The sequence below is a fragment of the Geovibrio sp. ADMFC3 genome (genome assembly GCF_054687035.1).
Genome location: NZ_BAAFZG010000002.1, coordinates 2,778,785 through 2,792,489, shown reverse-complemented (window position 1 = coordinate 2,792,489; position 13,705 = coordinate 2,778,785). Strand labels below are relative to the sequence as shown.

The 13,705-nt window shown below is 45.6% G+C and carries 11 protein-coding genes; 1 reads left to right on the top strand and 10 read right to left on the bottom strand.

From position 1 onward, the window contains the following. Positions 1 to 76: 76 nt before the first annotated feature. The 3 genes from ACYRYY_RS13545 to ACYRYY_RS13535 are packed head-to-tail and all read right to left on the bottom strand — an operon-like array spanning position 77 to position 3,262. Positions 77 to 910 carry a thiamine pyrophosphate-dependent enzyme gene (locus ACYRYY_RS13545; RefSeq protein ID WP_460216125.1) on the bottom strand — a complete coding sequence of 278 codons (834 nt, stop codon included), beginning with the start codon at positions 908 to 910 and terminating at the stop codon, positions 77 to 79. Beyond that, entirely contained in the window at positions 907 to 2,595 is a 1,689-nt protein-coding gene (locus ACYRYY_RS13540) for a 2-oxoacid:acceptor oxidoreductase subunit alpha (RefSeq protein WP_460216124.1), read from the bottom strand. The genes ACYRYY_RS13545 and ACYRYY_RS13540 overlap by 4 nt, the downstream gene beginning before the upstream one ends. A gap of 55 nt (positions 2,596 to 2,650) precedes the next feature. Continuing rightward, positions 2,651 to 3,262: a trimeric intracellular cation channel family protein gene (locus tag ACYRYY_RS13535; protein WP_460216123.1), complete on the bottom strand. Its 612-nt coding sequence runs from the start codon at positions 3,260 to 3,262 to the stop codon at positions 2,651 to 2,653. A gap of 128 nt (positions 3,263 to 3,390) precedes the next feature. On the opposite strand from ACYRYY_RS13535, the gene ACYRYY_RS13530 reads away from it, so the two are divergent. Then, positions 3,391 to 3,690, top strand: a complete 300-nt coding sequence (locus ACYRYY_RS13530) for a nitrous oxide-stimulated promoter family protein (protein WP_460216122.1) — start codon at positions 3,391 to 3,393, stop codon at positions 3,688 to 3,690. Positions 3,691 to 3,751: 61 nt separating this feature from the next. Here the strand turns inward: ACYRYY_RS13530 and ACYRYY_RS13525 are convergent, their stop codons facing one another. From ACYRYY_RS13525 to ACYRYY_RS13495, 7 genes are all read right to left on the bottom strand, one after another. After that, positions 3,752 to 5,911 (bottom strand): methyl-accepting chemotaxis protein, encoded by a 2,160-nt coding sequence (locus ACYRYY_RS13525; protein ID WP_460216121.1) that lies wholly within the window; start codon positions 5,909 to 5,911, stop codon positions 3,752 to 3,754. Between the two features lie 185 nt (positions 5,912 to 6,096). Beyond that, positions 6,097 to 6,771, bottom strand: coding sequence for a phosphate signaling complex protein PhoU (phoU, locus tag ACYRYY_RS13520; RefSeq protein ID WP_460216120.1), 675 nt, complete (start codon positions 6,769 to 6,771; stop codon positions 6,097 to 6,099). A gap of 12 nt (positions 6,772 to 6,783) precedes the next feature. Then, the gene (gene pstB, locus ACYRYY_RS13515; RefSeq protein WP_460216502.1) at positions 6,784 to 7,551 is read right to left on the bottom strand and encodes a phosphate ABC transporter ATP-binding protein PstB; all 768 of its coding nucleotides are present in this window, start codon (positions 7,549 to 7,551) and stop codon (positions 6,784 to 6,786) included. Between the two features lie 57 nt (positions 7,552 to 7,608). Further along, complete coding sequence (gene pstA, locus ACYRYY_RS13510) at positions 7,609 to 8,772, bottom strand: phosphate ABC transporter permease PstA (RefSeq protein ID WP_460216119.1); 1,164 nt, start codon at positions 8,770 to 8,772, stop codon at positions 7,609 to 7,611. 10 nt (positions 8,773 to 8,782) lie between these two features. After that, entirely contained in the window at positions 8,783 to 10,012 is a 1,230-nt protein-coding gene (gene pstC, locus ACYRYY_RS13505; protein ID WP_460216118.1) for a phosphate ABC transporter permease subunit PstC, read from the bottom strand. 92 nt (positions 10,013 to 10,104) lie between these two features. Further along, complete coding sequence (locus ACYRYY_RS13500; protein WP_460216117.1) at positions 10,105 to 11,118, bottom strand: PstS family phosphate ABC transporter substrate-binding protein; 1,014 nt, start codon at positions 11,116 to 11,118, stop codon at positions 10,105 to 10,107. 253 nt (positions 11,119 to 11,371) lie between these two features. Further along, complete coding sequence (locus ACYRYY_RS13495) at positions 11,372 to 13,699, bottom strand: FAD-dependent oxidoreductase (RefSeq protein ID WP_460216116.1); 2,328 nt, start codon at positions 13,697 to 13,699, stop codon at positions 11,372 to 11,374. Positions 13,700 to 13,705: the final 6 nt, after the last annotated feature.

Genomic DNA, 13,705 nt, shown 5'->3' with positions numbered 1-13,705 from the left:
ACTATACTATTCCATTTTTGGTGTGTCAACAATTAAAAAAGGCGGAGCCCGAAAGCTCCGCCAATATGTTATTTTTTTATACAAGCTCTTCAAGGAGCTTGCTTACATCTCTTTTACGCACCTGCGCTTTTTCGATTTCGGGGTGCATTTCATTATAAGCCGGACGTCCTTCTGTTTTGTAGAACAGCCCGATAGGAAGTTTATCCTTCATTTTGGAAAGTTTGAGAGCAGCATCTGCATCCGAAACATCGTGGTTTTCTATCCTGAAGACCCTTTCCTGATAATATTCATACTGATATTTTCCGCCGAAAGTAACACAGGGCTGAAAAACATCTATCAGGGCAAATCCGTTGTGGTTCAAAGCTCCAAGAATAAGCTCTGCAAGCTGCTCAGAATCTCCTGAAAACCCCCTTGCGATATAAGTGGCACCTGCTTCAATAGCAACAGCTATGGGGTTCAGAGGTTCATCTACAACACCGAAAGGGGTGGACTTGCTGGGTGAACCTATATCATTCGTAGGTGATGCCTGACCTGTGGTAAGCCCGTAAACTTTGTTATTATGAACAATATACGTGAGATCAACATTACGGCGCATCGCATGGACAAAGTGCCCGACACCCATTCCGTAGCCATCGCCGTCACCACCGTTTACAACCACCTTCATATCAGGATTGGCAAGCCTGATCCCTGTTGCCACGGGCATTGTCCTTCCGTGCAGTCCATGGAAGCCGTATGCACGTATATGGTTTATCATTTTACCAGAACAGCCTATTCCGGAAATAAGAGCGAGTTTATGCGGCTCCACCCCTGCTTCTGCGAGGGCTTTTTTTATTGAGTTCCAGATGGCGAAGTTTCCGCAGCCCGGACACCATACCGGTTTTTGTCCTGTGTTGTAGTCAAGTGCTTTCATTTCGCCGCCTCCTCTGCAAAACTGACAATCTCTTCATTGAAAAACGGTCTGCCGTCATACTTGAGGAATGTTTTTTCAATAACTATGCCTGTATTCTCGGCTATTATGCCTCTGAGCTGAGCTGTGTAGTTGTTTTCAACAACACAGAGGTTTTTACCCTTAAGCATTTCTTTAACCTTGTCCCAGTTAAGAGGATTTACGGCAGGGAAGTAAATGACATTAAACTTGTCCGTGTGTTTCATAGCCTCAAGCAGCATCATTTTTACGGAACCGAAACATACAAATGTCAGCGGAGCGTCCTTCTTGCCGATGAGTTCGGGATGCGGCATATCTTCGATGAGGGGTTTCAGCTTTTTATAACGCCTTTCAACCTGATATTTGCGAACATCCGCCTTGTCGCTGACAAAGCCTTCGTCAGTGTGTTCATTACTGCTTGCTATGTAAAGCCCGCCCTTAGTGCCGGGGATTACCCTGACTCCCACACCGTCTTTTTTCTCTGCAAAACGGTTGAAGTAAGCCATAGGCTCTTCTTCATTGCCTTCAAAGATATATCCTCTGTTGACCTCGCCGGTTTCAGGCATTTTTTCAGCCATGAAATGAGATTCCGAAAGGAATTTATCCAGAAGTACGAAAACAGGAATATGATATTTATCGGCAAGGTTGAGAGCATCAAATGTAAACTTATAGCACTCCTCAACACTGCCCGGAGAATATACTGCTCTTATAAATTCGCCCTGAGACGCATTAACTACATATTTAAGGTCGCCCTGCTCAGTCCATGTCGCCATGCCCGTAGCGGGACCGGGTCTCTGTGAAACAGCCAGAACTATGGGAACTTCCGTGATAGCCGCAAGCCCAAGTCCTTCGTTCATAAGGCTGAAACCGCCGCCGGCAGTTCCTGTCATTGCTCTTGCGCCGGCAAAGGAAGCCCCTACCGCCATATTGATGCCTGCGATCTCATCTTCGGTGTGTTTAACCACAAGTCCTTGTTCCCTTGTGCTTTTTGCAAGGTAATGCAGGATGGATGAAGCGGGTGTCATGGGGTATGTGCTGAAAAAGGTTAATCCCCCTGCGATGGCGCCGATTGCGGTTGCTTCGTTTCCAGTAACATAAAGAGCAGGAGCGCATTTGTCGGGTGAGGGCTTACAGACCACAGCGTAGCGTTCCTTAACAGAGTCGTAGCCTTTTTTAGCTGCATCAACATTGATTTTTGCAATCTTTTCCTTGTACGCTGCCATGAGGTTCTTCTCAAGAAGAGCAAAATCAAGCCCTAAAAGGGCAGCGGCAGCACCAAGAGCAACAGAGTTTCTCATGATGTCAGGTCCGTCAAGCTCCTTTACGATGTCCATGAAAGGAACATCTATCTTTTTGGCCTTGATGTCTCCGGCGTTTTTCAGATTGGCGAAATCGCCTATAACATAAGTACCTTCCTCAAATTTTTCTCGGTTAAAACATTCTTCGGAAAGCGCGACGTACATGTCAATCTTTTTGTAAGGTGCGGTAACTTCAGTGTCGCCGAAGGCGATCTGGTAACAGTTGTAGCCGCCTCTAACCAGTGAAGGGTACTCAGGATAACCATGAACATGGTATCCGCTCGCCTTAAGAACCTTGGCGAACATAGGTCCGGTGGTCATAATGCCGAATCCGGCGGGACCGCCGATTTTCCAGACGTAAACAGAACTCATGACCTCTCCTTTGGTGAATTGATTTTAATATCCATTGGATATTATAACATAAAACTTATTGTTTAATCTTTACAACAGGCAATCCCCATTTTCTCCGCAGAGAAATCATTCTCAGGCTGAAGACAAATGATGTAACCAGAATAAAGTTAACGCTTTTATTAACTTCTGCGTAGTGGCAGAGGCAGTATATTATTCCGCCCAACATGGCTGCGCTGGCGTATATTTCCTTTTGAAGAACAAGAGGTATCTCCTTTGCCAGTATATCACGGAACATGCCGCCAAAAGTGCCTGTAATCACAGCAAGCATAACTGCTCCCGCCCAGCCCACATCATAAGCAAGCCCCACCGAAGCTCCCGTAACAGTGAACACGCCGAGCCCCAGAGCATCCATAGTGAGAAAGAGGTGCATCTTGCTTTCAAAATGCCTGTGGTAAAAAAACACTGCAAATGAAACTATCACAGAAACTATCAGATAATTATAATCAGCAAAGATAATGGGCGGGATCTTTCCCACCATTATATCACGGGTTGTTCCGCCGCCCACGGCGGTCATAAGAGCAAGGAATGTAACCCCGTAAAAGTCCATTTCTTTACGCACTCCCACCAGCGCACCACTGACGGCGAAGGCTACTGTCCCTATCATGTCGAGAATATAAGGTATTGTCATAAGCGTATTATATCAGGAGAGGTTCATTTTGAAAACGGGGAAAATATTAATGGACAATTAAAAATAACAGTTTAAAAAATTGATTCTGCTCAATGTTCTTTTGTATGGAAATGTAGTATCATCCGGATATGAAGAAAGAAAAGCGGATAATCAAGGATGAAAAAATATTACGGCGTTTCATATGGATTTTCTGCCGTGAAAACCACGGAAGCACGAATCAGCTTTGCCCCGCATGTGCTGAACTGCTTGCTTATGCAATGAGACGCAATGAAAAATGCCCCCTTGACCCTAAGCCCAAGTGCAAAGACTGTAAAATCCACTGCTACAAGCCTGAAATGCGCCAAAAAATACGTGAAGTAATGAAATTCAGCGGTATCTGGCACATCAAACGTGGCAGGCTTGACTGGGTTCTGCATTATTTCTGGTAGAAAACGGGATACAGAGGAAACTCTCCGTTTAAAATGAAGAAAAGTCTCCTCCGGTAAGCACTTATTTCCTGATAAATACTTCCACCGACTCATGGAGCCTGTCCATTGAGGTTTTCATTTCAGTAAAAATAGAAAGAAGATCATTCACAGTGGCGGTACTCTGGCTGACCATTGCACCGGAGCTTTGGACCATTTCGTTCACTCCTCCGATAGCCCTGTCTCTTTCATTAAGTGTCTGCTGCATAGCAAGAAATGTTACATTGAGAGACTCGCCTGACTTCACTATTCCTTCAAAAACTTCCCTTGTTTTCGACATTATCTCGGCTCCTTCCGCCACTTTGTCCTCGGTGGTTCGCATATCACCCAGAATTCCGGTGATGTCTGCGTTGAAGCCTCCGATAATATCTCCTATATTTTTTGTTGCGTTCCTTGTTTTTTCTGCAAGCTTGCGCACCTCATCAGCAACAACTGCAAAGCCTCTGCCGTGTTCCCCTGCCCTTGCTGCTTCTATTGCCGCATTGAGCGCCAGAAGGTTTATCTGATCCGTAATGTCATCAATAACGCTTAGAATGCTCCCCACCTCTCTGGATGATTCGCCGAAGCGCAGCAGTTTTCCGCCCAGATGCTCAACAGAACTGCCGATTCCTTCCATCTGGCTTGAAAGTATATTCATATTCTCACGTCCGCTGGATGTCCTGCTCTCCGTTTCCTGCGTAACTTTTCTTGTTCTGTCAAGGTTCTCATGCATTTCAAGCCCTGCGGTTTTTACTCTGTCCATCTCTTTAAGCAAAAGCGAAAGGTTATCCTCCTGCCTTTCCAGAACACCTATAAGCTCTGTCTTCTTACGGTCAAACTGTCTGAAATCCTCTTCTGTATGTACGGATATCTCGTATATTTTCTTCACAAGTTCATCCAGCCTTTCCAGAAAACTGTTCATATGGTTTGAGATATTAGCAATCTCATCTTTATAGAAAACAGGAATCCTCTTGGAGAGGTCACTGCCTATGGAGTTGATCTCTTTTCCTATAAAATTCAGCCGCTTAAATGCTATGCGGTCAAACATAAGGTACAGAGCAGTGAGGATAACGATAAATGTCAACCCCGCATAAAACAGCACACCGCCGATGAGACTGTGAATCTGCGCAAGCATCTGGCTTCTGTCCATCTTGATAACCACATCAAAGCTTTTTCCCAGAAAGTCCGTGCGCTCTTTGGAAAAGATAAACCCGTTTCTGCCTATGCCTGTTATCTCATCCGTGGCCGAATCTTCAGGACGGGATGCAAACTTAACAGAATCCGGATCACCGCTCCCCGCAGGCATATTCATGACAAGACCTGACTTATCAATGAGACGAAGGTACGTATGCTCGTCTATTTTCTCCGGCAGGAGGGACATTACCGTATCCCTGCTTAATGTCACAATCACAACACCTGTGCGTATATCATCAGCGTTTATATGCCTCGCCATATACGCCACAGGCTTACCGCCGTCAATTTCAGACTGTTCAAAGTCGGTGAGAATGGTTTCAGTCACAGGGGTTTCAAGGGTTTTCCGGAAGGTCTTTGCTAAAAAACTGTTTTTATGAACTCCGCTGATAAGGTTTGTGGCAAACGCACGGTTTTTATCTGTTGAAAATACAATAACACCTTCGCTGTCAACTATGTACATTGAGTAAATATGATAAGGCTCTGTGAGAAGCCTGAAACTGTCATAATACATAGAATGAACGAAATTAAACTCAACGGGAAACTGAGCCTTCTCCATTTCGTTCAGTCCGGCTATGTTTGTGTACTGCAGAACAAGCTGCCTGAAATCATCTTTATTTGAGAAGCCTGCCTTGTTCATCCAGTTCAGCATAAGGCTGTCGTGTGTTTTTTCATAAAATGAACGCAGACCGGACGCCATCACCTCAGTATCTAGGGATGGACGTCTGGAAAGCTTATAATACGCTGATGCCACACTGTAAAAACCTTCTGTGGCGTATCCGTTTTTAACAAATCCTGTCAGGAATCCTTCCACAGAACCGAGATAATTTGTAAAACGCTCAGACATAACTTTTTTAAGAATCTCGGATTGTTCCATCCTGCTGTTTGTAAGCTCCCGTTTCCCCTTCTGAATCAGCACGGCAGATGAAACAAATGTAATCAGCAAAAGAGAGCAGACAAGCATAGCACTGATTTTAACCTTCAGACTCAGGTTTCTGATTATCCCATTTTTCATGTATATTCCTTCCCGTAAAAGCATTTGTTATTACAATGTTATAGACGGGATCGAAACATATCAGAGAAATGTCATATAAATGCAAAATATTGATAATTAAGATATATTTAGTATTCAATAAAAAAAAGAAAGGCGGGCATTTCTGCACCGCCTTACTATATTGTCGGGGGGGGAGTACGGGTGTGTTATTTATCTGATTTAATTTCGCCGTCGGGCACGTTTCTGATAACTTTGCCCGTAGCGCAGTAATACGAATGCTCTGCAATGCTTACAGCATGGTCTGCTGCTCTTTCCAGACATCTGGTGATGAAAATGAAAGATACTGTTTTGTCAGCCCTGTCACCGAAAACAGCCATGTTTTCAACGGCTTTTTTAAGTATTTTCCTGTGGAGTCTGTCAACCCTGTCATCCCTCTCAATTATTTGGAGAGCAAGCTCGGAATCACATTTGTAAAAGGCATCTATGCTGTCCTTGATCATAGTTGCCGTTTCCTTTACCATCTTGGGAAAGCGCTTGAGATCAAACTCATACAATGGTCCGCCTGCACGCATAACCTCTTTTGCTATATCTGTGCTGTAACCGGCTATTGACTCCAGCTCACCGACTATGTTCAGAGAGGAAATTACATACCGCAGATCATTAGCCTTGGGCTCAAATAAACCAAGCAGAGATATGCATACCTTGCTTGTTTCTCCTTCCAGCCTCAATGCTGATTTGCCGTCTGTAACAATTTTCTGTGCCAGCTCCTCGTCATATCCGTTTAAAAGAACGCTCACATCCTCAACTATACCTGAAACAAGCTTTGTCAGCCTGCTTAAGTTATCTTTCAGGGCAATGTACTGAATTTCAGCGTTATTCATTCCGCATCCTCCTTAACCGAATCTTCCGGTTACGTAATCCTGAGTCTGCTGTTTGTCAGGGTTGGTAAATATCTTTTCAGTGGTGTTGTACTCCACCATCTCTCCCATGTAGAAAAATGATGTGTATTCGGAGATCCTCGCAGCCTGCTGCATGCTGTGAGTAACGATGATTATGGTGTATTTTTCCTTAAGCTCGAAGATTAGCTCTTCTATTTTTGCTGTGGCTATGGGGTCAAGGGCTGATGCGGGCTCATCCATGAGAAGAACATCAGGCTCCATAGCTATTGCTCTGGCGATGCAGAGCCTCTGCTGCTGCCCTCCGGAAAGAGTTGTTGCCATATTTTCCAAACGGTCGGAAACCTCATTCCAGAGCCCTGCTTTTCTGAGGGCGTTCTCCACAAGGTCGTCCATGTCACGCCCTTTTCTTACTCTGCCATGTATCTTGGGAGCATAGGCTATATTGTCATAAATGCTTTTTGGAAACGGATTAGGCTTCTGAAAAACCATACCAACCTTTGTGCGTATATCAACAACATCTATTGCACTGCTGTAAATATCTGTATCATCAAGAAGTATCTGTCCGTCAACCCTGATCGCCGGAACAAGATCGTTCATACGGTTCAGACAGCGCAGAAGAGTTGATTTGCCGCATCCGGAAGGCCCTATCATAGCCACAACATGCTTTTCGGGAAAATCGATATTAATGTTTTTAAGTGCGTGGAAATCACCGTAATAAAAATCAAGATCACGCACGGACATTTTCATTTTAAGGTCTTTCATCTGTTTGATTTTTTCAGCGGGAGCCGCCTGTATGCTCATAGGGTTAAACCTCCGGAATTACCATTTACGTTCATATTTGTTTCTAAGCCATATAGCAGTGAAGTTCAGCGCAAGCAGAACAGTCAGCAGCACAATGATGCCCGCCGCAGTTCTTTCCACATAGGGGCGGAGACTTGTTGCCGACCATGTGTAGATCTGCGCCGGCAGAACAGTTGTGGCACTTGTGATACCTGTGGGTGCATCAGGGATGTAAGCCATCATACCCACAATGAGAAGCGGAGCTGTCTCTCCCATTGCCTGCGCAAGTCCGATGATTGAACCGGTGAGGATTCCGGGCATGGAAACAGGCAGAACATGATGCCAGACCACCTGCCACGGGGAGGCGCCCACTCCGTAAGCACCGTGGCGTATTGATTCAGGAACAGCACGCAGGGCTGCCCTTGTGCTTATTATGATCACAGGCAAAGTCATAAGCGCCAGAGTAAACCCTCCCACAAGAGCCGAGGAGCGGGGAACATTGAAGAAATTTATAAATATGGCAAGCCCCAGAAGACCGAAGATAATCGACGGAATCGCCGCAAGGTTGTTGATGTTTACTTCAATAAGCTGGGTAAACTTGTTATCCGGCGCAAACTCCTCAAGGTAAATTGCAGTCATTACGCCAAGGGGAACACTCAGCACCATCGTAATAATCAGTACATACAGCGTTCCTATAGCTGCAGAAAATATCCCTGCTATTTCGGGCATTTTTGAATCACCCAGAGTAAAGAATCCACTGTTGAACGCAAGACGTATGTTATCAGCCTTTTTCAGCTTTTCCACATACTCTGTCTCACGTTCATTAAGCCTGTTGGGTTTGTTTTTCAGATACTGGTCAACATCACCCTTCGCCACAACCCACATAGTCTGTGTGGTGTTCATGAATTCGGGGTGCTGTTCCACAACCTGCGGAAGAATACGGAGGAAACCCCTTGATATAACATCTCTGTTTTCTCTGGACACTGCTTTACTGGGCATCTGAAGGGTTTCCTCACTGAAAGTGACCTCTGCCCTTACTTCTGCCTGGCTGAAGGCTGTGTAGCCTGTTTTGATAATATCGTAAAAGAAAAATACAAGAAACGCCGTAGCAAGCAGAAGAGCCATCTTGCCGTAGAGCTGAAAGCGCTTTTCTGCGGCGTATCTTTTCCTTAATTTTCTGTCGTGTTCTTTTGAATAAGCCATCAGCGCCTCCCTATTCGTATATCTTGCGGTATCTGCGGATTATGTACGTGGAGACAAGATTTATAATCAGCGTGAATATAAGAAGAACAAGCCCCAGTCCGAATGCAGAAAGAGTCGCCAGACTATCGAAAGCCTGATCTCCGGTGAGTGCGTCCACAATCTGCACCGTAACCGTTGTCATACCTTCAAGCGGGTTCCACGTAAGGTTCGGGCGCAGACCAGCCGCCATCACCACTATCATTGTCTCACCCACCGCACGGGACACGGCAAGGAGTATGGCTGAAACTATCCCCGGCATAGCAGCGGGAAGTATTATCTGTTTTATCGTCTCGGACTTTGTTGTTCCGAGAGCCAGACCGCCTTCCCTCAAACTCTGGGGAACGGCATTGATAACGTCATCGGACAGGGACGATATGAAGGGGATAATCATGATCCCCATAACAAGCCCCGGAGCCAGTGCATTTGTATAGTCTGCATTCAGACCGAAAAAACCGGCAAGCTTGACCACAAAAGGGCTTACTGTCAGTGCGGCGAAGAAACCGTAAACAACAGTAGGAATACCGGCGAGAATTTCCAAAACAGGTTTGAAAATCTTTCTGAATCTGTTTGAAGCGTATTCAGAAAGGAATATGGCGGCGAACAGCCCCACAGGTACAGAAACAGACAGAGCGATGATTGTTATCATGAATGTTCCGGCAAATATGGGAGCTGAACCGAATTCGGGCTTTGCCGCATGCTCAGTGCTTCTTCCCGCTCCTTCAAGGAAGGCCGTATCAGGGTTCCATGAGGTTCCGGTGAGGAAGTCTATTATATTTACATGCTTAAAAAAGAAGAGTGCCTCAAAAAGGATTGAAAATACTATGCCCACAGTTGTGAGAATTGAAACGAGAGAAGCGGTTATCAGCAGATATCTGATGTGTTTCTCCACCACAACTCTGGCATTTAAAAAAGGCGAAAACTTTTTGGAAGAAATTATAAAACCCGCTGTAACGAGAATGAAACAGCATACAAGCAGGAAAACAGGCGGAACTGTTCCAATCTTTGTTGTTTTCAATAAGAGTGCCGCAACGAAAAGCAGCCATGCAGGCAGGGTAAACTTTATCACAGCATACCATGCGTAGTGACCGGGTCTTGAACTAAGCCGCTGTTTAGTATCTTCCCATACTTTCGCTCTGTAAGCTCCGTATGAAAAAGATAAACCAGACAGCACCGCAAGTATTATAATTATTGTAATCAGCATCAGCAATGCGCTCCGATGTACATTATGTTATTACACAGCAAAGCGGATCGGCTTGTATTCCGACCCGCTTTATCTGCCATGTTAAATATCTATTATTTCACGTCGTTAAGCGTGAGAGCTTTGCGGGCTTTCCAGTCTGCTCTTACTTTTTCTCTTTCTGCTTTTGAAAGAGGTATAAGACCTATTTCAGTGAGGAAACCGCCTTCACCGATCATTTTGTCGGTAAGGAAGAGGTCAACATACTGCTCAAGACCTTTGATTGTGCTGAGGTGGTCGCCTTTTACATAAAAGAAAAGGCTTCTTGATATGGGGTATGAGCCGTTGAGAACATGTTCGGGAGAGGGAAGAACATTTTCTATGCTCACGCCTTTGATTCTGTCTGCATTTTCCTGAAGGAAGCTGTAACCGAATATACCTATAGCGTTTTTGTCCTTAACAAGTCTCTGAACGATAAGGTTGTCGTTCTCGCCTGAGGGAACATATACGCCGTCCTGACGGATTTTCTTGTATCCTTTGGGATAACCTGCAATTTTGCCCGCAGCTTTTTCCATTACAAGTTCTTCAAAAGCGTCACGAGTACCGGAAGATGTGGGAGGACCATACACAAGGATATCAGCGTTGGGGAGGCTTTTGTCTATGTCAGACCATTTTTTGTAAGTGTTTTTAACAAGCTTGCCGTCAACGGGAATCTCATCAGCAACAGCAAGTGTAAGCTGTGCGAGGGTAAGGTTGAAATCAGCAGAGTTTTTGTTATGGGCTATGGCGATTCCGTCGTAACCGATTTTAATTTCAATTACCTGTTTGATACCTGCTGCGAAATCTGCTTCAAGCTCACTTTTCTTAATTCTGCGTGAAGAGTTTGTGATGTCGGGAGTGTCAGTGCCTACTCCGGCAGCGAAAAGTTTGTGACCGCCGCCTGAACCAACAGATTCAACAACGGGAGTGGGGTTCTTTGTGGTTGCTCCGAATTCTTCAGCAACATAGCTTGAAAAAGGGAATACTGTGGAAGAGCCTACAATTCTGATCTGATCGCGTGCGAAAGCGAAACCCGCAGTAAGAGCCGTCATAAGAAGGGCAACTGCGATGAGCTTCATAGTTCTTTTCATTTCCTACCTCCGAAAAATGACTTCTTGAAGTCAGGTATATAAAAAATCATTTTTGTGAGGTTCTGATTACGGAAATGTCAGAAAAAAGTTAAACCTATATATTAAAAAAGGCGGGGTATTAAACCCCGCCTCTGCGACATAAGAGGTTCTGATTACGGAAATGTCAGAAAAAAGTTAAACCTATATATTAAAAAAGGCGGGGTATTAAACCCCGCCTCTGCGACATAAATTGATAAGAAAGTGCAACTATATGTCAGCTTTCCATAAATTTGATTAAGTTATCAGTCATTGTCCATACACCGCAAGGGCATACACCTGCGCAGATACCGCAGCCGATACACTTGGAAGCGTTTGACACATACTCAAACTTACCGTCAGTCTCCACCCTTGTTATCGCCTGCTGGGGGCAAATATCACGGCAGAAACCGCAGTCACGGCAGAAACCGCAGCTCATGCAGCGTTTTGTTTCATCTTCCGCCGGCATCTCCTCAAGTTTTGCGGAGTTCATCGGATGATAAAATTCATCCTTAACCTTATCCTGCGGAATCATCGGAGCTTTCTTGAAAGCATCCAGAGGTCTGCCTTTCAGCAGTCTGTCGATATTGATTGCCGCCTTGCGTCCGTCACCCAGAGCGTGAGTGAAAAGCCCCTGCTTTATAGTGTCTCCGGTGATGAAAACCTTTTCATTAACAGGAGACTGCATAAACTCATTCACAAGGGTCATGCCCCTTTCGTTCAGGTATTCCCTGCCGAGGAACGATACATCAGGTCTGTCACCGATGGAGATTATTACAGTGTCCGCCTCTATGAATGAGCCGTCCTTGAAGTGAACCCCTTTTTCAGTCACTTTTTCTGTGAACACAGGCCAAAGGATTTTTGCGCCGAGTTTCTCAGCGTGTTCGATCTCTTTTTCAAATGCGGCGGGTTTCTGAATATCCACTGCGGTAACTTCCTCAGCACCCATCTGATAAGCGCCTATAACAACATCCATAGCGGCGTTGCCCGCACCTATAACCACAACTTTTTTGCCTACTGCGGGTTTCTCGCCCCTGTTGACAGCCTTGAGGAAATCAAGACCTTTAACAAGCCTTTCATGCCCTTCAAACGGGATAACAACAGGGTTATGTGCGCCCACGGCAACTACTACTGCATCATATTTTTTGCAGAGTTCGGCAAATATATCCTTATCAACAAGGGTATCCGTTTTTACGTTTACTCCTGTATCCAGTATTCTCTTTATTTCAGCGTTGAGAACATCCCTTGCCAGCCTGTCTTCAGGGATAACCTGCATCAGCTTACCGCCGATTACACTGTCTGCCTCAAGAATATCCACTGCGTATCCCATCCTTTTCAGGTGGAAACCCGCAGTGAGACCGGCAGCCCCAGCACCTATCACGGCAACTTTACAGCCGTTGTCAGCAGCGGGAGCAGGAAGTGTTACATCCTTACTGAGCATACCCATCTCTTTTATTTTCACAGGTACATCCACATGAAGCCTGCTGCATTCATCCTGACAGAGATTGGGGCAAACCTGACCGCATACGGAAGCGGGAAAAGGACTATGCTCAAGCACAAGCTCAAGGGCTTCCTTAACCTTATTCTGGCGGAGAAGAGCAATCCTCTTCTGGGTCGGTATAAAAACAGGACAGTTATATTCGCAGGGGGCAGAGTATTTTGCATTCATCCATTCGGGAATACGGAGTCTGCTTGCGCCTGTTTCAACATAGTCGGTCACTTTGAAATCTTCCTGTACAAGATCACCGAAGATTCCGCCTTCCACCCATTTTTTCAGGCGGAAATCCCTTGCAGACATGTATTTTGCAACGTGTCTTTCCTCGTGTGTTTTTGCGACTATTTTATGCCATTGCCCCATATCGGAAAGCTCTCTGTAAAGCTCCGGTTTCTCTATTTTTTCAAGGAAGACACCAAGCCCATGTGTGAGGAACTCTTTATCTGACTCATCAAGCTCAAGCATCCAGACTTCATCAGACAGACCGCCTACATAACCTCTCACATAAACAGTTCCGCCCACCATGCCTACACAGCTTCTGTCCCCAAGGACAGATTCCCCTTCGGTAACACCGTATCCGCAGATTATGGCAAAACCGCCGCCCATAAACTCGAAGCTGAAAGAGCCTACCCTTTTCAGCACCCAGAACTCAGGAGCAGTGTAGCGGGGGTCATATTTCATAAGTGCGCCGGAACGTGTTCCGGTTTTGCCCGCAACGTATATTTTCCCGGATGCGGCGCAGTGAGCAGTGGTGTCACCGCCGTCACCCTTTACAATAATTTCCGCTCCGGCGTTGAGCCAGCCCACATCAGCAGGGGCAGAGCCTTCCACAACCACAGTGGTTCCGGGCATACCCATTGAACCGACCCTCTGACCGGGGTTCTTGACCTTAAAAGTGAGATGTTCGCCGTTGTCAGACCATAAAGCGCCGCCTATGTTGTGCTGACCGGATGCGTCAACCTCAAACTCACGAACGCCTGCGTCAAGGTCTTTATATATTTCTTTAAGAAGGCTCTGGGTTGAGACCCTCTTGTCGTTTATTACGCCTTTGATATGCGCTTTTCCGCTCATTTTTCC

Coding starts and splice junctions, on each gene's coding strand:
- ACYRYY_RS13545 (WP_460216125.1), bottom strand. CDS start 910: ATGAAAGCACTTGACTACAACACAGGACAAAAACCGGTATGGTGTCCG.
- ACYRYY_RS13540 (WP_460216124.1), bottom strand. CDS start 2,595: ATGAGTTCTGTTTACGTCTGGAAAATCGGCGGTCCCGCCGGATTCGGC.
- ACYRYY_RS13535 (WP_460216123.1), bottom strand. CDS start 3,262: ATGACAATACCTTATATTCTCGACATGATAGGGACAGTAGCCTTCGCC.
- ACYRYY_RS13530 (WP_460216122.1), top strand. CDS start 3,391: ATGAAGAAAGAAAAGCGGATAATCAAGGATGAAAAAATATTACGGCGT.
- ACYRYY_RS13525 (WP_460216121.1), bottom strand. CDS start 5,911: ATGAAAAATGGGATAATCAGAAACCTGAGTCTGAAGGTTAAAATCAGT.
- phoU (WP_460216120.1), bottom strand. CDS start 6,771: ATGAATAACGCTGAAATTCAGTACATTGCCCTGAAAGATAACTTAAGC.
- pstB (WP_460216502.1), bottom strand. CDS start 7,551: ATGAAAGACCTTAAAATGAAAATGTCCGTGCGTGATCTTGATTTTTAT.
- pstA (WP_460216119.1), bottom strand. CDS start 8,772: ATGGCTTATTCAAAAGAACACGACAGAAAATTAAGGAAAAGATACGCC.
- pstC (WP_460216118.1), bottom strand. CDS start 10,012: ATGCTGATTACAATAATTATAATACTTGCGGTGCTGTCTGGTTTATCT.
- ACYRYY_RS13500 (WP_460216117.1), bottom strand. CDS start 11,118: ATGAAAAGAACTATGAAGCTCATCGCAGTTGCCCTTCTTATGACGGCT.
- ACYRYY_RS13495 (WP_460216116.1), bottom strand. CDS start 13,699: ATGAGCGGAAAAGCGCATATCAAAGGCGTAATAAACGACAAGAGGGTC.